Below are 22212 nucleotides of genomic sequence, written 5' to 3'. Positions count from 1 at the left end.
GCCAGCGGCCGTGACTTTATCAATCCTTCAACGCCAGACAGGCTTGCAGCGCGGCGCTCTGGCTGCTCGACAATGGCTGGCCGCCATCGGTAAACAGACCGACCTGGCGGTCATGGCCGTTGTCGCCCACCACCACACGCAGGCCGAATCTGTCGGCATGCATCGCCGGTGCGGTGCCCTGCCACGGCACATTGAGCCCCAGCCCGGTGGCCAGGCAATCGCGCAGCGGTTCGGACGAAACCTTGGTCATGGCCCGCGCCACCAGCTTTTCCCCGCCGCGCGGGAACAGCATTGCCACCGCAAACAGCACCGCCAGAATGACCAGCAACAGCGGCAGCACAATCCGTGCACGCATAATCATGGCTCAATGACCCCGACCGACAGACGAAACGACGCTACCGCGCCAGGCGCCAGCATGACAAGCCCCGGCTTGGTGGTGAAATCACCCGCAAACCCCTGCGGATCGGCATGCCCCTGCCAGGGTTCGATGCAAATATAGCGCGCGCCCGGTACCTGCCACAGCCCCAGCATCGGCGTATCGGGAAAGGTGATGTCGAGCGCCGCGCCGCCGGGCGCGCCATAGCGCAGCGCGCGGCTGTGAAGATCGGTCCAGATCAGCGCGTCGGCATCGAACAGCACCTGATCCAGCATCAGGTCGCGCCCCTGCACCGGCGTCGGTTCGGGGTCGGGCAACAGTAGCCCGGTATCGCGCGCGACGCGGCGCACCGATTGCGGTTCGTCCTGCGCAAAAGTCAGACGGTGATCCGCTTTCGCGGCGTGACCCGGCAACGGCCAGGCAAAGGCAGGATGATAGCCGAAACTGAACGGCAGCAGCGTGGTGCCGGGATTGGTCACACTGGCCGCCATGTGCAGATTCCAGCCATCAAGGTGAAACGCCATGTCGAGCGCAAAGCCATAGGGATAGGCGGCGCGCGTTTCCGGCGTGTCGGTCAGGCGAAAACGCACCGCATCGCCCGCCTGTTCGATCACATCAAACCGGCTGTGCCGCGCAAAGCCGTGGCGCGGCAGATCATGGTCCGCGCCATCAACGCAGATGCGGCCATCCGCCACCGCACCCACCACCGGAAACAGCAGCGGCGCGTGACCGCCCCAGAACGCCGGATCGGCGTCGGTCATGTATTCACGGCCCTGCATGTCGGTCAGCGACCACAGTTCCGCCCCCAGCGGCGCAATCCGCGCCGACAGCCGATCATTGGCGATCGTGATCAGGTCGTCCGTCATGCCGCAGCCCCCCGATGCCTGTTACCCGCGCAACGTGCCGCCCAGTTTGGCCACCGCCGCCACCACGCGATCGGCAATCGCCTTCAACGCCGGTTCGTCATAGCTTTTTTCGACCGGTTGCAGCGTCACCTCGATGGCCAGGCTGCGCATGCCTTCGGGCACGCCGCTCCCGCGGAAATCGTCGAACACGCGCGCGGCGACAATGTTGGCCTTGTCCGCGCCGCGCACGGCGCGCACCACATCGGCAGCGGGCCGGTCAAGCGCGATGACAAAGGCAAAATCGCGCGTGACCGCCTGCAAGGCCGGCGGCGCATAGGCGGGCCGCGCAAACCCGGCACCGGACTTTTTCGCGGGCAAGCGGTCCAGAAACAGTTCGACCACCGCCACCGGCCCGGCCAGATCAAATGCCTTCAACGTGGCCGGATGCAACAGCCCGAACCGTGCCAGGACCGTCTTTGGCCCCAGCCGCAGCGTGGCCGACTGGCCCGGGTGGAACTGTGCCCCGGCGTCGCCCATCACCATCAGGTTGTCGACCGGCGCGGCCGCCTCGGCCAGCAGCGCCAGCGCCTCTGCCTTGGCATCGAACGCGTCGAACAGGGCGGCTTTGCCAGTGGACCAACCGCGTGGAGTGCGTTCGCCGGCCAGGACCATGGCCAGGCTGGGCACTTCATCGCTGGCGCCGCCGGCGCCGCGCAGATAGCGCCGGCCAATCTCGAACAGCCGGATACTCGCCGCGCCGCGATCGACATTGCGCCGCGCCGCCATCAGCAGACCCGGCAGCAGCGATGGCCGCATGACCTTCAGGTCTTCGGAAATCGGATTGGCCAGCCGCCACAAGGGCTGATCGGGCTCGGCAAAATGTTCCGCCGCCCCCGCCGGCAGGAACGACCAGGTCACCGCTTCGTGGCTGCCACGCGCGGCCGCCGCGCGGCGCAGCCGGCGTTCCAGCGTCTGTGCCGGGGTCGCGGTGGGCAGCGCCACCCCCGCCGCACGCGGCAACGGGGTGGATGGCACCGCATCCAGCCCGTGGACGCGGATCACCTCTTCCACCAGGTCGGCGGCGCCATCGATATCGGGGCGCCAGCCGGGCACGGCAACGCGCCACAGCCCTTCGCCCGCCACGCCAAACCCCAGCGCGGCCAGGATGCGGCGCTGTTCGGCCTGCGGCACGTCAATCCCGCCCAGCCGGCCGGCCAGCGCCGGGTCATAGGCTACCAGCTTGTCCGCCGCCGGGGGCGATCCCGCGCGCACGATTGCACTGGGTTCGCCGCCACAAATCTCCACGATCAGCGCGGTCAGCAGGTCGATGCCGGTGTCGAGAAACCCCGGATCGACGCCGCGTTCGAACCGCCCGCGCGCATCCGATGTCAGCGCCAGCGCCTGCCCGGTGCGGGCAATCGCGGCGGGGTTGAAATACGCAACCTCCAGCAGGACGTCGGTGGTCGCATCGCTGCAACCCGAATGTTCGCCGCCCATGATGCCGGCGATATCGTGCACCCCGGCGTCATCGGCGATGACCGTCATCCACGGTTCCAGCGCATAGTCACGGCCATTGAGCGCGCGCACCGTTTCGCCCGGTGCCGCAGCCCTCGCCACCACCGCGCCGGTCAGCTTTGCCAGGTCATAGACATGCGCCGGGCGGCCATAGCCCAGCATGACATAGTTGGTGATATCGACCAGCGCCGATATCGGGCGCTGCCCTGCGCTTTTCAGCGCATCAGCCAGCCATTGCGGGCTGGGGCCATTGCGCACACCACGAATGACGCGGCCATAGAACGCCGGGCAACCGGCAGGATCATCGGTGCGAATTTCGATCGGGCACGGATAAGTGCCTGCGACATGTGCCACCGTGATGGGCAGCAGCGTGCCGACGCCGGCGGCGGCCAGATCGCGCGCGATGCCATGCACGCCCATGCAATCGGGCCGGTTGGGGGTGATTGCCACATCGAACACCGGGTCAGACCCGATATAATCGGCAAAACTGGTGCCGACCGGCGCATCGGCGGGCAGTTCGATAATCCCGTCGTGTTCGTCACCCAGCCCCAGTTCGCGGGTGGAACACATCATGCCGTTGGATTCGACCCCGCGGATCGCGCTTTTGCGCAATTCCATGCCGTTGGCGGGCACGATCGCGCCGGCGGTGCCCAGCACGCCGATCATCCCGGCGCGGGCATTGGGCGCGCCGCACACCACTTGCAACGGTGTGCCATCACCCAGATCAACCGACAGCACTTGCAGCTTGTCCGCCTGCGGATGACGATCGGCGCTCAGCACGCGCGCGATGCGAAACGCCGCCAGCGCGGCCGCCGCATCGCTCACACCTTCGATTTCCAGCCCCAGCGCGGTCAGCGCGCGGGCAATCGTGGCGGCATCGGCGGTGGTGTCGAGATGGCGTTTGAGCCAGGACAGCGCAAATTTCATGACCGCGCTCCCACCCCGCCCGACAGTGTCGGCACATCGGCGGCGGCAAAGCCGTAATGCGCCAGCCAACGGCCGTCGCCATCGAAAAACGCGCGCAAATCATCCATCCCGTATTTCAGCATGGCCAGCCGATCGACCCCGGTGCCAAACGCAAAGCCCTGCCATTCATCGGGATCAAGCCCGCCGGCGGCGATCACATGGCGGTTGACCATGCCCGACCCCAGCACTTCCATCCAGCCGCCGCCGGGCGCATCGCCATCGCCGCCGACCACGCGTTTGCCGCCCGTCAGCGTGAAGCCGACATCGACCTCGACCGAAGGTTCGGTGAACGGGAAATAGCTGGGGCGCAGCCGCAGGACGATGTCATCGCGTTCAAAAAACGCCTTCAAAAACGTTTCCAGCGTCCATTTCAGATGGCCCAGGTGAATGCCCTTGTCGATCACCAGCCCTTCGATCTGATGAAACATCGGCGTGTGCGTGGCATCGCTGTCCGACCGATAGACCCGGCCCGGCGCGATAATCCGCAACGGTGCGCCATCACGCAGCATGGTGCGGATCTGCACCGGCGACGTGTGCGTGCGCAACAGCATCGACCGCCCGGCTTCATCGCGATCGGGGAAATAGAACGTGTCGTGCATCGCGCGCGCCGGATGCGTTTCGGGCATGTTGAGCGCGGTGAAATTGTGCCAGTCGTCCTCGATTTCGGGCCCACTGGCGACGGCAAAACCCAGATCGGCAAAAATTTCGGCCAGTTCGTCCATCACCTGGCTGACCGGATGAACCGACCCGCGCGGGGTTTCGGGCGCAGGCAGCGTGAGATCGACACGTTCGGCGGCCAGTCGCGCTTCGAGAACGGCATGTTCCAACGCGCCTTTGCGTGTGGCCAGCGCCACGGTCACTGCCTCGCGCGCGGCCTGGATCGCCGGGGCCTGGGCCAGGCGTTCGTCGGGGCTCATCGCGCCCAATGTTTTCAGCAGGGCGGAAACCCAGCCCTGTTTGCCCAGCGCGGCCACGCGCAAGGTTTCGACCGCATCAAGCGTATCGGCTGCGGCAATCGCCGCCAGTGTCTGATTGAGCTGTTCCATGATGCCACCGCCGCTAGCGCCAAACGCGCGCGAATCCAACCAAAAGCAAAAAGGGCGCCATCCCTGCGGACGGCGCCCTTTTGGGTATGCAATCGTCCGGAAGCGATCAGGCCGCCGGCAAGGCCGCCTTCGCCTGCGCGATGATGGCGGTAAACACGCCACCTTCGTTCATCGCCAGATCGGCCATCGATTTGCGATCGAGTTCGATCCCGGCCAGCTTGGTGCCGTGAATGAACTGCGAATAGGTCAGCCCTTCGGCGCGGACAGCAGCGTTGATACGCTGAATCCACAGGCCGCGGAAAGTCCGCTTTTTGACCTTGCGGTCGCGATACGCGTACTGGCCGGCCTTTTCGACCGCCTGCCGCGCGACGCGGATGGTGTTCTTGCGCCGGCCGCGAAAGCCCTTGGCGGCATCAAGAAGACGCTTATGCTTGGTGCGGGTGGTTACACCCCGTTTAACACGTGCCATCAGTCAGTCCCTCTCAATTGAGCCCGTAGGGCGCCCACTTCTTGATCACCTTTGCATCTGCATCGGAAATCACTTCAGTGCCGCGGTTCTGACGGATGTATTTGGCATTGTGGCTGATCAGGCGGTGACGCTTGCCGGCAACGCCGTGCTTCACCTTACCCGAAGCGGTCAGTTTGAACCGCTTCTTGACGCCGCTCTTGGTTTTGAGCTTGGGCATTTTTGTCTCCTGTTGTTCTGGCAGCCTGAACTCGCCGTGGCAGCCCTGTTGGCCAGGCGAATCTCATGCGGCACGCCGGATGAAGCGGCGCGCTTAGGTGTGCCCGCGCGAAAAGGCAAGCGGATTGGGCGTTTGGTGCCAGTGCGCCACGCCATCCTCCCCGAATCGGGGAGGAATTTTCGGTCACTCCCCGATCGCGGCCAGATCGAACGGCGTGGTCTGGTACACTTCGTTGATCCAGTTGCCGTACAGGATATGCCCGCTCCCTCGCCAGGTGTTGACCGGCGCCGCCGCCGGATCATCGCCCGGGAAATAGTGTTGCGGCACGTATGCGCCGGCATCGCGGGCATATTCCGTGGCCAATGTCAGCGTATCGTATTCCAGGTGGTTGAACATGTGCAGCGCGCGGTGCGCCGGGTCATCGACCAGGCACAGCCCCACTTCGTCACTGTCGGCCAGCACGGCCAGGCCACCGTTGACGGGCAAATCGCCCTGCCGCACTTCGGCCCAGCGCGACACCGGCACATCGAACCGGTCGGGCAGCCCGCGCAGCCAGGGTGAGGCAGGCGCGCAGTTGCGGTGCGCAAACACCCCCGATGCCTTGGTCGAAAGGTCGTGTTTGCCGACCCCGTGAAAATGGTACATCGCCGCCATTGCCCCCCAGCACAGCGTCAGCGTGCGGTGAACGTGGGTCTGGCTCCAGTCGAAAATCCGCGCCAGTTCATCCCAATAGGTCACCTGTTCAAACGCCAGCGTTTCCACCGGCGCGCCGGTCACGATCAGCCCGTCAAACTTTTCGTGCTCCACTTCGGTCCAGGGCCGGTAAAAATTGGCGATGTGCCCGGCGGCGGTGTTCTTGCTGACATGGTCGGTGATGCGCAGCAGTTCCAGTTCCACCTGCAGCGGCGTTGCGCCCAGCACGCGCGCGATTTGCGTTTCGGTGGTGATCTTGTCGGGCATCAGGTTCAGCAGCGCGATGCGCATTGGCCGGATATCCTGCCGCGCCGCCTCGGTTTCGCCCATCACGATCACCCCTTCGGATTCGAGCGTGCGGCGGGCGGGCAGATTGTCGGCAATACGGATCGGCACGGGTTTATCCTTGGCACACCGACACCTGGGCGCGGGGGCGCTTCCACGGATAACAGGAATGCGGGCCTTGGCTCCGTTTGGTTGCCGCCACGGCCACATCCCTTTCGTCGCGAAAGGCGCCACCTTGCCCGGTTGCCGGCAGGTTGGCGTCGGGGTCGCCCCCAACTCTTGATGTTGCGGGTGATTTAGCGAGGCAGGGCGCGGATTGCAACCGGTGGCACGACACCACAATCAGCCGGAACGTGTAAGTCCGCTTGTGCGCAGGGCACAGTATCGGTTCGCCGCATGATTTGCCCGTACCACCGGTTCAGCCCCGAGTCGTGCCAAAGCTGTTAATGCGTCAGACAGCTAAAGCTGAACACGTAACGGGCCTGATACATATCGAAGGAGCTGTGTGGTGCGCGCCAACTGCAAAAAACCGGGACCTCTTCTGCTGCTTGCCGTTCTGGCTGTTCCCGCCGCGGGCAGCGCGTCTGCACAGCAGCAGGAGCCGCGCGATTCCAATATTACCGTGAATGGCGAGCGACCGCCTGAGGCGCCTGTGCTGACGGCCGGGCCCGAGATCAAGGGCGTGATCTTTGCCCATAGCGGCGACAAGCTGAAAGTCACCGCCGCCGACGGCACAAGCACGATCATCGCGATCAATGATGCGACCCGGATCAAGGCTGGCGCAGGCCTGTTTGGCGGCAGTGGCGGCAAACTCTCCGCCGACTCCTTGCTCAACGGCCTTCCCGTGACAGTCAGGACGATGCAATCAGCCAGCGGCCTCGTGGCAAGCCAGATCACGTTCAAGAACAACGACCTCAAGACCGCGACGATGATCCGCAACGGCACTGCGCAGCGCTTTGACGAGCAAGCAGCGGCAACCGAGGCGTTGCGCGGCCGCATGGGGGATATCGACAAGTACAATATCAAGAGCACGACCAATGTGTTCTTCGACACTGGCAAGGCAGCGCTTTCAGCAAAGGCCAAGGCCGATCTGTGCACGACGGCAACCGCAGCCGAGACAACCAACAATGCCCTGATGCTGGTCGTAGGTTATACCGATTCCACCGGAGGCGATGAATTCAACCAGGTGTTAAGCGAACGACGGGCGGGCAGCGTGATCAATTTTCTGCAGCAGGCCTGCCACTGGAAACCCTATCGCATGCTCACCCCGACCGGGATGGCCAAAGCCGATCCCCTCGCACCCAACGACACCGCCGAAGGCAAAGCCCAGAACCGCCGTGTGTCGGTCAATATCCTGGTCAGCAAAGGCCTTGACGGGATGTAAATCCAGGACAACCGGCGCGCCGGCCAAACTGGCGTGGCCTTGCTCTCAATGCCCGCAGGCCAGCGCCTCAACCACGTCGTCCAGCCGAGCGGCATCGCCCAGTGCCAGCACGTGGCCGTCCGATCCCTGGCGCAGCGGGTCGCCGTTCCAGTCGGCCATCACCCCGCCCGCGCCTTCGACCACCGGGACCAGCGCGGCCCAGTCATACAATTTCAAGTTCGATTCGCACACCACATCCAGGTGCCCGCTGGCGAGCATGGCATAGTTATAGCAATCGCCGCCCATGACCATGCGCTTGTGATCGGTGCGCGCGGCCAGCGCCATGAAATGTTCGCCATCGTGCGCGCTGAAATAATGCGGCCCGGTGGTGGCGATCGCCGCCTCGGCCAGCGCGGAACAGGCGCGGGTGCGCACTTCGGCGCCATTGAACAAAGTCGGACGGCCGATCACCCCCAGCCAGCGTTCGCGCTGGATTGGCTGATCGATCACGCCCAGCACCGGAAAGCCATCGACCACCAGCGCAATCAAAGTACCAAACAGCGCCCGCCCGGCAACAAACCCGGTGGTGCCATCAATCGGGTCGAGCACCCACGACCGCCCGGATGTGCCCTCGGTCACGCCGAATTCTTCGCCGATAATTCCGTCATCGGGCCATTCGGCGGCGATGATCGCGCGCATCGCGGATTCGGCGGCGCGGTCGGCCACCGTCACCGGCGTGCTGTCGCCCTTGCGCTCAAACCCCGCGGCGCGAAAATGCGGGCGGATGGCCGCACCGGCGGCATCGGCCAGACGGTGGGCAAGGGCGATTTCTGCGTCGAGTTTCATGGGACGACGCGATGCCAAGCCCGGCCCGAAAGGTCAATCGAACAGACTGCTGACCGAGCTTTCATCCGCGATCCGCCGCACCGCTTCGCCAATCAGCGGCGCGATCGTCAACACCCGGATACGGCTGCATTCGCGCGTCGCCTGGGTGGGCAGGATGGTGTCGGTGATCACCAGTTCCTTCAACGCCGAATTGCCGACGCGCGCCACTGCGCCGCCCGACAGCACGCCGTGGGTAATATAGGCGGCGACGCCGGTGGCACCCGCCTCCATCAACGCCTGCGCGGCGTTGCACAGCGTGCCGCCCGAATCGATGATATCGTCAATCAGGATGCACATCCGGCCTTTCACATCGCCGATGATGTTCATCACTTCGGACTGGCCGGGCCGGTCGCGGCGTTTGTCGACAATCGCCAGCGGCGCATTGTCCAGCCGTTTGGCCAGCGCACGCGCGCGCACCACTCCGCCCACGTCGGGCGACACCACCATCAGCCCTTCGCCGCCATAGCGGGTCTGGATATCGGCGGCCATGACCGGCGCGCCGAACAGGTTGTCGGTGGGGATATCGAAAAAGCCCTGGATCTGCCCGGCGTGCAGATCGACCGCCAGCACGCGATCGGCGCCCGCAGTGGTGATCAGATTGGCGACCAGCTTGGCCGAGATCGGCGTGCGCGGCCCGGGTTTGCGGTCCTGCCGGGCATAGCCGAAATAGGGGACAACCGCAGTAATCCGCTTGGCCGAGGCGCGCCGCAGCGCATCGATGCAGATCAACAATTCCATAAGATTGTCGTTGGCGGGAAAACTGGTCGATTGCACGATGAACACATCTTCGCCGCGCACGTTTTCGTGGATTTCCACGAACACTTCTTCATCGGCAAAGCGCCGCACCGATGCCTCGGTCAACGGCACTTCCAGATAGGCCGTGATGGCCCGTGCGAGCGGCAGATTGCCGTTGCCCGACATGATCTTCATGGGTTCCCCAATTCGTCCCTGGCTGACCACCATCAATCGAACACGGCCACGATTTGACCGAAGGCCGTCCACCCTGTTGCCGGGTTTTTCGGCCAGCCGAACGAATCATCGGGCATGCAATGCCCGGGCCTTAGCCCATGATGACAGCTTTGCAACACATCGCCCCGTGCGATCGGTGGACAGACCCTTGCGGCGCAGCGCAGATCGCCCATAAAGCCGACACGACACCCACGCGACAGGACATCATGGCCGACCGATTGATCATCACGCTAGCCCAGCTCAACCAGCAGGTCGGCGATCTGGCCGCCAATGCGGCGGCGATGCGCGCGGTGCGTGCCAGCGCCGGCGACAGCGATTTGATCGTCTTTCCCGAAATGCAGCTGATCGGCTATCCGCCCGAAGACCTGATCCTGAAACCGGCCTTGATCGCGCGCGCCGCGCAGGAACTAGAACTGCTGGCGCTGGATACTGCCGATGGCGGCCCGGCCATGCTGGTGGGCAGCGTGTTTGTGCGCGATGGCGCGCTGCACAACGGGGTGGCGCTGCTGGATGGCGGGCGGATCGCGGCGGTGCGGTTCAAATACGAATTGCCCAATTACGGCACCTTTGATGAAAAGCGCTATTTTCTGCCCGGCCCGCTGCCCGAACCGGTGCTGTTCAAGGGCGTGATGCTGGGCCTGCCGATCTGCGAGGATATCTGGCATCCCGATGTGTGCCGCCACCTGGCGCAGCTGGGCGCGGAAATCCTGATCTGCGTCAACGGCAGCCCCTATGAAATCGACAAGAACGAACTGCGCATCGATGGCGTGGCCAAGCGCCGGTCGGCCGATACCGGGGTGCCGCTGGTGTTCGTCAACCGCGTTGGCGGGCAGGACGAAGTGGTGTTCGATGGCGCCAGCTTTGTCGTCGGTCCCGAAGGCGCGCTGTGGGTGCAGGCGCCCGATTGGGAAGAGGCGGTCATCCGCACAGAATGGAGCCGGGTGCGCGTGGGCAATGGCCACCGCTGGCGCTGCACCGCCGGGCCGGTCGCCGACCTGACCGAACATCCCGAAGACATCTATTGCGCGATGGTCATGGCATTGCGCGACTATGTCGAAAAAAACCGTTTTCCGGGCGTCGTGCTCGGCCTGTCGGGCGGGATCGATTCGGCGATCACCGCCGCGATCGCGGTCGATGCGCTGGGCGCAGAACGGGTGTGGTGCGTGATGCTGCCCAGCCAGTACACCAGCGCCGAAAGCCTGGAGGATGCCGCGGGTTGCGCCGCCATGCTGGGCACGCGGCTGGATACCATCCCGATCGAACCGGCAGTGGCCGGCTATACCGATATGCTGGCGCCGGTGTTTGATGGCCGCGCGCCCGATCTGACCGAGGAAAACCTGCAATCGCGCATTCGCGGCACCACGCTGATGGCGCTGTCGAACAAATTTGGCCCGATGCTGATCACCACCGGCAACAAGAGCGAAATGAGCGTCGGTTACGCCACCATCTATGGCGACATGAACGGCGGCTATAACCCGTTGAAAGACGCGTACAAAACCACCGTCTTCGCGATTTCGAGCTGGCGCAACGACAAGTGCCCCAAGATCGGCCTGGGCCCCCAGGGCCCGGTCATGCCCACCCGCGTAATCACCAAACCGCCCAGCGCGGAATTGCGCCCCGACCAGAAGGATTCGGATTCACTGCCCGATTACGCCGTGCTCGATGCCATCCTGAACGACCTGATCGAACAGGAACGCAGCGTGGACCAGATCGTGGCCGAAGGGTTTGACCGCGCCACCGTGCAGCGCATCGAACACCTGGTCCACCTGGCCGAATACAAGCGCCGCCAGGCGCCGCCGGGCGTCAAACTGGGCGTGCGCAATTTTGGCCGCGACCGGCGGTACCCGATCACGCACGGGTTCCGCACGGCGTAACGGCTGGAAAAAGCATGTAAAACCAATAATTCATCGTCTCCCCGGGCTTGACCCGGGGAGACGGAGGGTCTGGGGACGTTCTCCACCCCGTACCCCCTCAATCCTCCGGATCGGCGACCTTGAACGGATCGCTTGCCAGTGGTTTCGCAGGGATCGGCAGGCGCGGCAGTTCCTTGTCGCTGGTCGCGGCCTGCCAGATCATGCCGGCAAACACGACCGATACCTGCCGCATGTCATCGCCACGCATATGGTCCAGCGTGTCGAGCGTGGAATGGTGGACGCGCGTTTCGTAATCGAGCGGGTCCTGTATGAACTGGTACCCAGGCAGGCCGATCGCCTGAAATTTTTCGTGGTCGGTGCCGTGGGTGCGGCTGGCGACCACCGTGCCCGCGCCCATCGGTTTGAACGGGGCCAGCCATTCGCCCAGCAGCGCGGCGGCGGCGGGGTTGCCCTCGTCATAAATGCCGCGCAATTTGCCCGACCCGTCGTCGACGTTGAAATAGGCCTTGATCGACGCATATTCGGGCTTTGGCGTGATCGGAAACGCCCGCCCCCAGGCCTCCTCGGCCATGAACCCGGTCAGTGCGGGATCGACCGGGCGCGATGCAAAATGCTGGCTGACATAGGCCAGGCTGCCCAGTTCGCCCTGTTCCTCTCCGGTCCACAACACAAACCGGATGGTGCGGCGCGGTTGGGTGCCCAGGCTGTGGATCAGCCGCGCGGCCTCGATCACCGCGACCGATCCTGCGCCATTGTCGCTGGCGCCATCGCCCGCGATCCAGCTGTCGAAATGCGCGCCGGCCATCACCACGCCCGCGCGCGGATCGCTGCCGGCGATTTCCGCGACGATGTTGGTGCCATCCAGCCGTTTGTCGTCATAATGTGCCGCCACCGCAACGCTTAGCCGCGGGGCCGGGCCGGTGATCGACAGCCGCACCAGCCGCCGGTAATCCTCTTGCGCCATTTCGATCGTCGGCAGCGCCAGCGTGTGGCCGGGCTGATTGGCATAGCCTTCGCCCGATACCAGTTTGCCATCGCGATAGCTTTTCCACACCACCGCCAGCGCACCCTCATCCTTTGCAAACTGCACCAGCTTTTCGCGGAACGGCAGTATTTTCAGCCAGCGCGGGGTTTTCAGCGGATCGAATTCGGGCTGATCATAATGATCCAGCTCGGCAATTTCCTTGTCGGAATAGCGCTGAAAAATGCCTTCCTTGGTTTCGCTGGTTTCGCCCGGCATCGATATCAGCACGATCTTGCCCGCCAGCTTGCCCTTCCATTTGGCAAAGTGTTCCTCTTTCGACATCGGCGCGACGATCACCGGCGCGGTCAGCGTGCCCGTCGTGGGCGGCGACCAGGCCACCGGGATCACCGTCAGCGGCAATGTGCGGGGGGCCACCATGCTGACCGAATAGCTATCGAGATTCCAGCCCAGACCGAAATAGAACGGTTCTTCGTGGACATTGGTCAGGCCATAGCTTTTCAGCCGTTCGATCGCCCAGGCTGTCGCGCGGCGCTGGTTGTCCGAATTGGTCAGGCGCGGCCCGATCCCGTCCATCAGCGCCGATGCGGTGGCCATCACCTGGCTGCGTTCCATGCCTTCATCGATGATTTTGGCGATGGCCGGGTCGGGCGCCGGATCGGCCCACGCCGGCGCCATCGGGATTGCCAGCGCGAGCGCGAGCAGTGAGGTCGATATCGGGCGGATGGGCATCGGTGGGGATCCTTCTGGTGGTCTGCGGTCCAGCTTATCCCACCGGGCGCCCGGCGCAACCGCCTGATAGGCAATGGCGCAAAGGGGCGGGGCTGGCGCGTGCGCGGCGACACGCTATAGGGCAACCATGACCATTGTAACCCGCTTTGCCCCTTCGCCCACCGGCCGGCTGCATGTCGGCAATATCCGCGCCGCGCTGCACAACTGGCTGCTGGCGCAGCGCCATGGCGGGCGGTTCCTGCTGCGCATCGATGATACCGACATTGTCCGTAGCCGCGAAGAACACGTCGTGGCGATCCGTGCTGATCTGGCCTGGCTGGGGCTGCATCCCGATGGCGAAGAACGCCAGTCCGCGCGCTTTGCCATTTATGAGGCGGCGTTTGCCGGGCTGGCGACCCAGGGCCGCGTCTATCGCTGTTATGAAAGCCAGGGCGAGCTGGACTTGCGGCGCAAAGTTCTGCTGTCGCGCGGGTTGCCGCCGATTTACGACCGCGCAGCGCTGGCGCTGACCGAGGCCGACCATGCCGCGCGTGCCGCTGCCGGCGATCTGCCGCACTGGCGGTTTTTGATCGACCATGACCGCCCGATCGGCTGGGCAGACGCCATCCGCGGTGAACAGCGGTTTGATCCGCGCCAGATTTCCGACCCGGTGGTGCGCCGCGCCGATGGCAGCTGGCTGTATATGCTGCCCAGCGTGATCGACGATATCGACATGGGCGTGACCGATGTGTTGCGCGGTGAAGACCATGTGTCGAACACCGCCACGCAAGTGCAGATGTTCACCGCGCTGGGCGCCAGCATCCCCCGCTTTGCCCATGCCGCGCTGCTGACCGGGGCGGAGGGCAAACTGTCAAAACGGCTGGGTGCGCTGGGCGTCGCCGACTTGCGCGAGGCAGGTATCGAGCCCGAAGCGATCGTCGCGCTGCTGGCGCGGCTGGGCACGTCCGATCCGGTCGATCCCGCGCTGGATGCCGCGCAACTGGCCGCAACGTTCGATCTGTCCCGGTTCGGCCGCGCGCCCGCGCGGTTTGACGAAGTGGAGCTGGAACGCGTGAACGCCGCGGTCATCCACCACCTGCCGCGCACCCGCGTGGCCGACCGGCTGCCGGCGGGGATGGACGATGCCACCTGGGCCGCGATCCGCCCCAACCTGACCCGGGTGAGCGAAGCGGCGGACTGGTGGCAGGTGATCAAAGGCCCGATCACGGCGCCCGCCGTCGATGCCGAAACCCGCAGCTATCTCGACACCGCCGCCATGCTGGCGGCGGAAATCGATTGGACCACCGATCCGTGGTCCGCACTGACCACCGCGCTGAAGGACGCGACCGGCCGCAAGGGCAAACCGCTGTTCCTGCCGCTGCGCCAGGCGCTGACCGGCATGGACCACGGCCCGGACATGAAGGCTCTGCTGCCGCTGATCGGCCGTGATGAGGCACTGGCGCGCCTGCGCGGTTGAAGCATCACGCCCGCCCGGTTGCGGCCACCAGATGCGCCGGATCAATCCCTTCGGCGCGCCACGCCGCCTGCCAGCGCATGGGCGCGGGGGTATCGAACAAAACGCCCGCGCGCCCGGTGGCGGCATACCAGCCGTGCTGGCGCATCTCGCCCTCCAGCTGGCGCGCACCCCACCCGGCATAGCCCAGCGCCACCAGCCAGTGATCCGGCCCATCACCGGCGGCAATCGCGCGCAGCACTTCGGTCGATGCGCTCAGGTTCCATTGGTCCGACACCGCCAGCGTGCCCGGCCCATCCCAATCAGGGCTGTGCAGCACAAACCCGCGGGCTTGTTCGACCGGGCCGCCCAGATGCACCGGCGCATCGGGCGCGACCCCCGGCGCAATGCCGATATCATCCAGCAAGCCGTGCAGCGTGACCGCCGGATGGATCGCACCCACGCCGATCCCCAGCGCGCCATTGGCATCATGCACACACATCGCGATCACCGCATGATCAAACCGCGGATCACCCATGCCCGGCATCGCCAGCAAAATCGCCCCACCCAGATATCGCGCCTCGGTCATCGCACCATGATACGCTGGCGCGCAGCGGTTGGGAACGGGGCTGTTGTGGTGGAAGCCGAATCCTACGCCGCGACCTTGGCCACGCCCTCGCCCGCCGCCTCGATCAGCCGGCGTTCGATCGTGCGCAGGCGGGATTCGCCTGTCACCTTGCTGCCCAGCACGTCGGTGACATAGAACGTGTCGACCGCGCGTTCGCCATAGGTGGCGATGTGCGCGGAATGGACCATCAGGCGGCCCTCAAACAGCGCGCGGGCCAGCCGGCTGAGCAGCGCCGGGCGGTCGAGCGCGCCGACCTCGATCACGGTGAAGCGGTCGGAGGCGGCGTTGTCGAAAATCACGATCGGGTGAACCTCAAACGCGTCGGCGCGCGGGCGTGCCAGCGGGCGGGCGGCCAGTTGCGGCAGCAGTTTGGCCTTGTTGGCCAGGGCATCGCCGATCGCGATTTTCAGCCGGGCCATTTGTGACGCCTCGCTCAGCGGGCGGCCGATCGGGTCCTGCACCAGGAAATTGTCGACCGCCACCCCGCCGCGCGTGGTGTGGATGCGCGCATCGATGATGTTGCCGCCGGCCACGTGGATGCCGCCGGCAATGCGGTAGAACAGCCCCGGATGGTCGGCGGCGATTACCGTGACCAGCGTGGCCCCGCGCGCGGGGTAATAGCGTGCCTCTATCGACAGCGGTTCATCCAGCGCGATATCCAGCTGTTGCAGGTTCATCGCGATGATGTCTTCGGGTTCGGCAATCCAATAGGCATCGACCAGCTGCCGGCCAACCGTGCCGATCAGCGCGTCGCGTTCCTGCAGGATCGCGGCCACTGCCTTTTTCTTGGCAGCGATGCGGTTGGCGCGGCCATACTGCTTGTGCCCCAGCCGCAGCACTTCGTGCGTGGCGACATAGATATCGCCCAGCAACTGCCGTTTCCACGAATTCCAGATGCCAGGGCCCACCGCGCGGATATCGACAATCGTCAGCAGCAGCAGCAGCCGCAGCCGTTCCACGCTTTGCACCTGGCCGGCAAAATCGGAGATGGTCTTGGCATCGGCCAGATCGCGTTTGAACGCAGTCGCGCTCATCAACAGGTGCCAGCGCACCAGCCAGGCGACCATTTCGGTTTCGGCGGGGCTCATTCCCAGCCGCGGGCACAGCTTCATCGCCACGTCGGCGCCCAGCACCGAATGATCGCCATGCCGGCCCTTGGCAATGTCGTGCAGCATGACCGACACGTACAGCACCCGGCGCGAGGCGATCTGGCCGATCACGTCGCTGGCCAGCGGGTGCAGTTCGCGTTCGTCCCCGCGTTCGATCCGCGACAACAGCCCGATCGCGCGGATGGTGTGTTCATCGACGGTATAGTGGTGATACATGTCGAACTGCATCTGCGCCACGACCCGGCCGAAATCGGGGATAAAGCGGCCGAACACGCCGGCCTCACCCATCCAGCGCAGCACCGTTTCGGGGTCGCGCCGGCTGGTCAGGATATCCATGAACATCTGGTTGGCGCGCGGGTCGCGCCGCACCTCGGCATCGATCAGCCCGGCGTCGCGGTGCGCCTGGCGCATGGTTTCGGGGTGAATTTCCATGCCTTCGCGGTCGGCCACATGGAACAGTTCGATCAGCCGCACCGGATCATCGGCAAAGAAATCGCCCGGCCCGGCCGCCACTTTGCCGGCCACCACGGCAAAGATGCCGATCTTGCGCCCGGCCTGCCGCCGCGCGCGGAATTTGGCGAAAAAGCCCAGCCGCTGCGTCGCCCACTGGTCGTCCAGCTGCGCCAGAAACACCCCGGTCAGCGATCCGACCTGGCGCGCGTGGAGGAAAAACATCTGCATGAAACGTTCGACCGCGCTTTTGCCCGGACGATCGGCAAAATTCATGCGCAGCGCCACTTCGCGCTGCAAATCAAACGTCAGCCGGTCTTCGGGCCGGTTGGTGATGGTGTGCAGGTGGCAACGCACCGCCCAGAAAAAGTTTTCGGCACGGCGAAACGCGCGGTATTCGTTGCCGGTCAACAGCCCGACATCGACCAGTTCCGACGGGTCGCGCACTTTGTGGATATATTTGCCGATCCAGTACAAGGCATGCAGATCGCGCAGGCAGCCCTTGCCCTCTTTCACATTGGGTTCGACCACATAGCGGCTGTCGCCCAGCCGTTTGTGCCGGGCGTTGCGTTCGGCCAGCTTTTCCGCGACGAATTCGCGTTCGGTGCCGGCGGCCACATCGATCCAGAACCGCCGCTGCGATTCTTCGTGCAATGCGCGATCGCCCCACACATAGCGGCCTTCCAACAGCGCGGTGCGGATGGTCAGGTCGCCCTTGGCCTGGCGCACCAGTTCATCCAGCGAACGGCTGGAATGGCCGACCTTCAGCCCCAGATCCCACAGGAAATACAGGATCGCCTCAATCACCTGTTCGCACCAGGCGGTCGGTTTGCCAGGGGTGACAAAGGCAATATCGACATCCGAATGCGGCGCCATTTCGCCCCGGCCATAGCCGCCCACCGCCACCACCGCGATGCGTTCACCGGTCGAACGGTTGCTGGCGCGATAGACGTTGTTGACCACGTGATCGTGGATCACGCGCACCATCTGATCGATCAGAAAGGCATAGCCCTGCACGCATTCGGTGCCGTGCGAGGGATGCGCCGACAGGCGCCGCGAAAGCTCCTCCCGGGCAGAGGCCATGCTGGCGCGCAGGATCTCGACAATCGCGGGCCTCACCCTGGTCGCGTTCGCACCCACCATGCCATCGCCCTGTTCGGCAACGACCGCGGCGATCGAATCGGCCAGCGTGCGACGATCAATAATCGCGCGCTGATTGGGAATCCGGGACAGCATCATGCCCGATGATATAGCATTAAACTTTTACAGTCTCTGCCCATTCGCGCTGGTACGTTTCACGCAAAGCCCGTTTATCAACCTTTTCGGTGCCCAACCGCGGCAACGGGTCGGTCACTTGCCAGAATTTCACCGGAATTTTGAACGCGGCGATGTTTTCGGCCAGGAACGCGCGCAGGGCATCGCCATCCAGCGTGGCGCCCGGTTTGGCCAGGAACACCGCCGCCGGCACTTCGCCATACAGATCGTGCGGCAGGCCGAACACGCTGGCCTCCGCAATCGCGGGGTGGCCGTAAATCGCGCTTTCCACCTCGATACAGCTGATATTTTCGCCGCCGCGGATGATGATGTCCTTTTTGCGATCAACGATGAACAGATAGCCGTCTTCATCCACATAGCCCAGGTCACCGGTGCGGAAATAACCATCGGGCATGATCGCCGCGCGGGTGGCATCGGGATTGTCCCAATAGCCGATGAAATTGGCAACGCTGCGGATCGCCACCTCACCGATCGCACCGGCACCCAGCGCGTGGCCATCATCATCCAGGATCGCCAGATCGACCAGCGGACGCGATGCTGCGCCGGTGCTGCCCGGTTTGGCGATATAGTTTTCATTGAAATTGCCACAGCCCACGCCGTTGGTTTCGGTCAGGCCATAGCCCAGGATCGGAAAGGCATGCGGCAGTTCGCTGCGGATGCGGGTGACATGGTCCACCGGGCGCGGTGCGCCGCCGGCCGCAAACGTCACGCAGCTGGACAGGTCATAGTGGCCATGATCGGGATGCGTGGCGATTTCAAAGCTCATCAGCGGCACGCCGACAAAATAGGTCACGCGTTCGCGCTGAATCAGCTCCATCGCGGTGCGCGCATCCCATTTGGGCATGATCACCAGTTTCCGCCCGATCGCGAACGATTGCAGCAGCACCGGCACTTCGCCGGTAACATGGAACAGCGGCACATTGACCAGCGCGACCGGCTGTGACGATGGGTCGGGCGCGGTGCCGCGCGCGGTCATCATGCCCAGCACCATCACCGTCTGCGCGACATAATTCATCGTGCCCTGCACCACGCCACGGTGGTCGGAATAGGCCCCCTTTGACATGCCGGTCGATCCCGACGTGAACAGCACGGTGGCCAGATCATCGCCGGTCAGATCGGGCAGCGAAACGCCCGCATCGCCGCCCTTCGCGGCCAGCGCGGCCAGGCCGACACCCGGTGCGCAATCGTGTTCGATCAACAGCACTTGCGCGCCATGGTTGTGCCCGGTCAGCCGTTCGGCGCGCCCGCGGTCGGCCAGCACCAGCCGGCAGCCGACCATATCGATCCCGTGCGCCAGTTCGCCGCCCGACCACCAGCCATTCAGCAGCACTGCGACCCCGCCGGCCATCAGCACCGCCATATAGGCCACCACCCAATTGGCCGAATTGCGCGCGGCAATGCCGACGCGGTCGCCACGCTGCACCCCGTGCCCGGCCACCAACCCGGTGGCTGCAACCCGCGCCGCGGCATACGTCTGGGCAAAGGTCAGCCGCACGGCCCCGTCGATCAGGAATTCCTTGTCACCATGCGTGGCGCAGAAATGCCCGAAATAGTGCGCCAGGCTGGGCGGCGCGGCGGCGATCACCGGCAGATCGCGGTCAAACTGGCGATGCGACGACAGCTGGAACATGCCGCCATCGGCAACCAGCCCATCCATCACGCGGGACAGGGCAAGATCGAGTTCGGTCTTCATTGTCGGCACCATCTCCCGCCGGGGTTTCGGCCCTGTCACAGTGGCCACCCCGTGTGTCTTACCATTCGCTTTTGCACGTTCACACCGCCCTGCCGCTGTGCCAGAAGGCCGCCAGCAAACGTGCGTCGTCAACGGTGGCAAAGCCGCTGATTCGAAACATCTAAGGAGTTCCCAGCGTGCTGTCACTATCGGTCAACGCCGCATGAACGCCCCGCTGGCGCTGAATATGGTCGCCGGCGCGCTGCCGGCGGTGGCTGACGCTGCGGCATCCTTGGCCGGGGGGCATGCACCGCTGCGGTTCGAAAATCTGGGGTTGTCACCGATTGCGCTCGATCTGGGCTTTTTCACGCTGAAATGGTACTCGCTGGCCTATCTGGTGGGGATCATCTTTGCCTATTGGCACCTGACGCGCGAACTGCGCGGGCCCGGTGCACCAATGGCGCAGCGCCATGCCGAAGACCTGTTTTTCTACGCCACGCTGGGTGTGATCATCGGCGGCCGGCTGGGCTATGCGCTGTTTTATGCACCCGAACTGATCACCCATCCGCAGGACCTGATCAAGCTGTGGCAGGGCGGCATGAGCTTTCACGGCGGGCTGATCGGCACCACGCTGGCGATGGCGTGGGTGTCGTGGCGCGGGCGGCTCGATTTTCTGCGGGTGTGCGATTACGTGGCGCCCTGCGTGCCGGTCGGGCTGTTTCTGGGTCGCTGCGCCAATTTCGTGAATGGTGAATTGTGGGGCCGCGCGGCCGATTCGGCACTGCCCTGGGCGATGGTGTTCCCGGGCGCCGGCCCGGTCGCGCGCCATCCCAGCCAGTTGTACGAGGCCGGGCTGGAAGGGCTGGTGCTGGGCACCGTGCTGATCACGCTGTTCTGGACCACGCGCGCACGCTGGCGCCAGGGATTGCTGGTCGGCACCTTTGCGGCGGGGTATGGCATGGCACGCTTTACGGTCGAATTTTTCCGTCAACCCGATGCGCAATTGCAGGATTTTGCGCATGCCACCGGGCTGTCGATGGGCCAATGGCTGACCATCCCGATGATTGCCATCGGGCTGGGGCTGATCGTCCGCGCATTGCGCCGTCCGCCGCTGGCGGTCACGGTCCAATCGCTGCCGGCCTGACGGTTTCGAAAACGGGCGGCGAGATGACCCTGCACGACCGGTTTGTGCGGTTGATTGCGGCCACCGGCCCGATCAGCGTGGCGCAATTCATGGCCGAATCCAACGCGCGCTATTACGACAGCCGTGACCCGCTGGGCAGTGGCGGCGATTTCATCACCGCGCCCGAGGTCAGCCAGATGTTTGGCGAACTGATCGGCCTGTGGCTGACCGATGTGTGGGACCGCGCCGGGCGGCCCGGCCCGGTCCATTATGTCGAACTGGGCCCCGGGCGCGGCACACTGGCGCGCGACGCGCTGGCGGCGGCGCAACGTTTCGGATTTGCGCCGACGGTTCACCTGGTGGAGGCCAGCCGCACGTTAAGCACCGCGCAACGTGGCCTGATCGCCGATGCCACCTGGCACAACGATCTGTCGACCGTACCCGACGATGCGCCGCTGCTGATCGTGGCCAACGAATTTCTGGATGCGCTGCCGGTGCGGCAACTGGTGCGTACCGATGCGGGCTGGCGCGAACGCATGGTCGGACTGGAGAGTGGCCGGCTGGTGCCGGTTGCGGGGTCGCAACCGATGGATGCCGCCATTCCCGCAAACATGGTGCAGGCCGGCGAAGGCGCGATCATCGAAACCTGCCCCGCCGCCGCCGCGGTGGTGGGGGAAATCGGCCGCCGGCTGTGCACGCAGGGCGGCGCGGCGCTGATCATCGATTATGGCCGGACCGAACCGGCCACCGGCAGCACGCTGCAGGCGCTGCGCGCGCACGCGATGGTCGATCCGTTTGCGCACCCGGGTGAGGCCGATCTGACCGCGCATGTCGATTTTTCAGGTTTGCCCGCGCTGGTGCAGGCGGCCGGCGCGCGCTGGACCGGGACCACCACGCAAGGATCGTTTCTGAACGCGCTGGGATTGGCCGCGCGGGCGGCAGCGCTGTGCCGTGCCGCACCCGACCGGACAGATGCAATCGTGGCAATGGCGCACCGGCTGGCCGCGCCAGAGGCCATGGGCAACCTGTTCAAGGTCATGGGCCTGGCCGCGCCGGACTGGCCCGATGGTGCAGGGTTTGCGCCGTGACCGCCCGTGGCCGGCTGGCTGGGTGGGGGACGCCCGCAATCCGGCCACGATCGCGCAATGCCAACGATTGCCGCGGTGCACGAAAGGGTTGCACAGGAATCGGCCTGGCGCTGCAACATGAACAAATTGGCAGTTGGCAAACTGACACAATTGTGTCTATCAGGCCGCTAATTTCGGGGTCGCTCTGCGGGTGTCGGCTGGTCTCGGCCCGTCCGTAA

18 protein-coding genes and 1 riboswitch are annotated in these 22212 nt (G+C 64.9%); of the genes, 5 read left to right on the top strand and 13 right to left on the bottom strand.

Features of this window, described 5'->3' with window-relative positions; translation table 11 throughout:
* Positions 1–19: 19 nt before the first annotated feature.
* The 7 genes from ABWP89_RS09820 to ABWP89_RS09790 form a co-directional block, all read right to left on the bottom strand.
* On the bottom strand, positions 20–355 hold the full coding sequence (locus ABWP89_RS09820; RefSeq protein ID WP_353228953.1) for a hypothetical protein: 336 nt from the start codon (positions 353–355) through the stop codon (positions 20–22).
* Between the two features lie 2 nt (positions 356–357).
* On the bottom strand, positions 358–1242 hold the full coding sequence (locus ABWP89_RS09815) for an aldose 1-epimerase family protein (RefSeq protein WP_353228951.1): 885 nt from the start codon (positions 1240–1242) through the stop codon (positions 358–360).
* Positions 1243–1263: 21 nt separating this feature from the next.
* Positions 1264–3663 carry a phenylalanine--tRNA ligase subunit beta gene (gene pheT, locus ABWP89_RS09810; RefSeq protein ID WP_353228950.1) on the bottom strand — a complete coding sequence of 800 codons (2400 nt, stop codon included), beginning with the start codon at positions 3661–3663 and terminating at the stop codon, positions 1264–1266.
* Positions 3660–4748, bottom strand: a complete 1089-nt coding sequence (gene pheS, locus ABWP89_RS09805) for a phenylalanine--tRNA ligase subunit alpha (RefSeq protein ID WP_353228948.1) — start codon at positions 4746–4748, stop codon at positions 3660–3662. The genes pheT and pheS overlap by 4 nt, the downstream gene beginning before the upstream one ends.
* A 106-nt stretch (positions 4749–4854) precedes the next feature.
* Complete coding sequence (rplT, locus tag ABWP89_RS09800; protein ID WP_353228947.1) at positions 4855–5217, bottom strand: 50S ribosomal protein L20; 363 nt, start codon at positions 5215–5217, stop codon at positions 4855–4857.
* 13 nt (positions 5218–5230) lie between these two features.
* The gene (gene rpmI, locus ABWP89_RS09795; protein ID WP_011444346.1) at positions 5231–5434 is read right to left on the bottom strand and encodes a 50S ribosomal protein L35; all 204 of its coding nucleotides are present in this window, start codon (positions 5432–5434) and stop codon (positions 5231–5233) included.
* Positions 5435–5617: 183 nt separating this feature from the next.
* Entirely contained in the window at positions 5618–6523 is a 906-nt protein-coding gene (locus tag ABWP89_RS09790) for a homoserine O-succinyltransferase (RefSeq protein ID WP_353228945.1), read from the bottom strand.
* A gap of 67 nt (positions 6524–6590) precedes the next feature.
* Positions 6591–6703: riboswitch (SAM-I-IV-variant riboswitch) on the bottom strand.
* Positions 6704–6920: 217 nt separating this feature from the next.
* On the opposite strand from ABWP89_RS09790, the gene ABWP89_RS09785 reads away from it, so the two are divergent.
* A complete protein-coding gene (locus ABWP89_RS09785) occupies positions 6921–7796 on the top strand; it encodes an OmpA family protein (RefSeq protein ID WP_353228943.1) in 876 nt (291 codons plus the stop codon).
* Positions 7797–7841: 45 nt separating this feature from the next.
* On the opposite strand, the gene ABWP89_RS09780 is transcribed toward ABWP89_RS09785, so the two are convergent.
* Together ABWP89_RS09780 and ABWP89_RS09775 are read right to left on the bottom strand one after the other, a co-directional pair.
* Positions 7842–8621, bottom strand: coding sequence for an inositol monophosphatase family protein (locus tag ABWP89_RS09780; protein WP_353228942.1), 780 nt, complete (start codon positions 8619–8621; stop codon positions 7842–7844).
* A gap of 33 nt (positions 8622–8654) precedes the next feature.
* A complete protein-coding gene (locus ABWP89_RS09775; RefSeq protein WP_353228941.1) occupies positions 8655–9590 on the bottom strand; it encodes a ribose-phosphate pyrophosphokinase in 936 nt (311 codons plus the stop codon).
* A 245-nt stretch (positions 9591–9835) separates the two neighbouring features.
* Here ABWP89_RS09775 and ABWP89_RS09770 point away from each other — a divergent pair, with 245 nt between their 5' ends.
* Entirely contained in the window at positions 9836–11503 is a 1668-nt protein-coding gene (locus ABWP89_RS09770) for an NAD+ synthase (RefSeq protein WP_353228939.1), read from the top strand.
* Between the two features lie 97 nt (positions 11504–11600).
* Here ABWP89_RS09770 and ABWP89_RS09765 read toward each other — a convergent pair whose 3' ends face one another.
* A complete protein-coding gene (locus ABWP89_RS09765) occupies positions 11601–13217 on the bottom strand; it encodes a M20/M25/M40 family metallo-hydrolase (RefSeq protein ID WP_353228938.1) in 1617 nt (538 codons plus the stop codon).
* A gap of 127 nt (positions 13218–13344) precedes the next feature.
* On the opposite strand from ABWP89_RS09765, the gene gltX reads away from it, so the two are divergent.
* Positions 13345–14673: a glutamate--tRNA ligase gene (gene gltX / locus ABWP89_RS09760; RefSeq protein ID WP_353228936.1), complete on the top strand. Its 1329-nt coding sequence runs from the start codon at positions 13345–13347 to the stop codon at positions 14671–14673.
* A 4-nt stretch (positions 14674–14677) separates the two neighbouring features.
* Here gltX and ABWP89_RS09755 read toward each other — a convergent pair whose 3' ends face one another.
* The 3 genes from ABWP89_RS09755 to ABWP89_RS09745 all read right to left on the bottom strand — a co-directional run bounded on the left by ABWP89_RS09755 (position 14678) and on the right by ABWP89_RS09745 (position 19804).
* Positions 14678–15238 carry a YqgE/AlgH family protein gene (locus ABWP89_RS09755; protein WP_353228935.1) on the bottom strand — a complete coding sequence of 187 codons (561 nt, stop codon included), beginning with the start codon at positions 15236–15238 and terminating at the stop codon, positions 14678–14680.
* 62 nt (positions 15239–15300) lie between these two features.
* On the bottom strand, positions 15301–18075 hold the full coding sequence (locus ABWP89_RS09750) for a [protein-PII] uridylyltransferase (RefSeq protein WP_353228934.1): 2775 nt from the start codon (positions 18073–18075) through the stop codon (positions 15301–15303).
* Positions 18076–18091: 16 nt separating this feature from the next.
* Complete coding sequence (locus ABWP89_RS09745; RefSeq protein WP_353228933.1) at positions 18092–19804, bottom strand: class I adenylate-forming enzyme family protein; 1713 nt, start codon at positions 19802–19804, stop codon at positions 18092–18094.
* Positions 19805–20006: 202 nt separating this feature from the next.
* On the opposite strand from ABWP89_RS09745, the gene lgt reads away from it, so the two are divergent.
* Entirely contained in the window at positions 20007–20927 is a 921-nt protein-coding gene (gene lgt / locus ABWP89_RS09740; RefSeq protein ID WP_502915270.1) for a prolipoprotein diacylglyceryl transferase, read from the top strand.
* 23 nt (positions 20928–20950) lie between these two features.
* Entirely contained in the window at positions 20951–21994 is a 1044-nt protein-coding gene (locus ABWP89_RS09735) for a class I SAM-dependent methyltransferase (RefSeq protein ID WP_353228932.1), read from the top strand.
* The last annotated feature ends 218 nt before the right edge of the window (positions 21995–22212 follow it).

Origin of the sequence: Novosphingobium sp., assembly GCF_040398825.1 — a bacterium.
GTDB lineage: Bacteria > Pseudomonadota > Alphaproteobacteria > Sphingomonadales > Sphingomonadaceae > Novosphingobium.
Note: the sequence above shows the minus strand (reverse complement) of the source record. Positions and strands in the feature narration are given on the sequence as shown.

What these genes read in the sequence shown, in the direction of transcription:
- ABWP89_RS09755 (WP_353228935.1), bottom strand. Translation starts at nt 15,238, where the DNA reads ATGACCGAGGCGCGATATCTGGGTGGGGCGATTTTGCTGGCGATGCCG.
- pheS (WP_353228948.1), bottom strand. Translation starts at nt 4,748, where the DNA reads ATGGAACAGCTCAATCAGACACTGGCGGCGATTGCCGCAGCCGATACG.
- ABWP89_RS09770 (WP_353228939.1), top strand. Translation starts at nt 9,836, where the DNA reads ATGGCCGACCGATTGATCATCACGCTAGCCCAGCTCAACCAGCAGGTC.
- lgt (WP_502915270.1), top strand. Translation starts at nt 20,007, where the DNA reads ATGAACGCCCCGCTGGCGCTGAATATGGTCGCCGGCGCGCTGCCGGCG.
- ABWP89_RS09780 (WP_353228942.1), bottom strand. Translation starts at nt 8,621, where the DNA reads ATGAAACTCGACGCAGAAATCGCCCTTGCCCACCGTCTGGCCGATGCC.
- ABWP89_RS09775 (WP_353228941.1), bottom strand. Translation starts at nt 9,590, where the DNA reads ATGAAGATCATGTCGGGCAACGGCAATCTGCCGCTCGCACGGGCCATC.
- rpmI (WP_011444346.1), bottom strand. Translation starts at nt 5,434, where the DNA reads ATGCCCAAGCTCAAAACCAAGAGCGGCGTCAAGAAGCGGTTCAAACTG.
- gltX (WP_353228936.1), top strand. Translation starts at nt 13,345, where the DNA reads ATGACCATTGTAACCCGCTTTGCCCCTTCGCCCACCGGCCGGCTGCAT.
- rplT (WP_353228947.1), bottom strand. Translation starts at nt 5,217, where the DNA reads ATGGCACGTGTTAAACGGGGTGTAACCACCCGCACCAAGCATAAGCGT.
- ABWP89_RS09815 (WP_353228951.1), bottom strand. Translation starts at nt 1,242, where the DNA reads ATGACGGACGACCTGATCACGATCGCCAATGATCGGCTGTCGGCGCGG.
- ABWP89_RS09750 (WP_353228934.1), bottom strand. Translation starts at nt 18,075, where the DNA reads ATGATGCTGTCCCGGATTCCCAATCAGCGCGCGATTATTGATCGTCGC.
- ABWP89_RS09765 (WP_353228938.1), bottom strand. Translation starts at nt 13,217, where the DNA reads ATGCCCATCCGCCCGATATCGACCTCACTGCTCGCGCTCGCGCTGGCA.
- ABWP89_RS09735 (WP_353228932.1), top strand. Translation starts at nt 20,951, where the DNA reads ATGACCCTGCACGACCGGTTTGTGCGGTTGATTGCGGCCACCGGCCCG.
- ABWP89_RS09745 (WP_353228933.1), bottom strand. Translation starts at nt 19,804, where the DNA reads ATGAAGACCGAACTCGATCTTGCCCTGTCCCGCGTGATGGATGGGCTG.
- pheT (WP_353228950.1), bottom strand. Translation starts at nt 3,663, where the DNA reads ATGAAATTTGCGCTGTCCTGGCTCAAACGCCATCTCGACACCACCGCC.
- ABWP89_RS09820 (WP_353228953.1), bottom strand. Translation starts at nt 355, where the DNA reads ATGCGTGCACGGATTGTGCTGCCGCTGTTGCTGGTCATTCTGGCGGTG.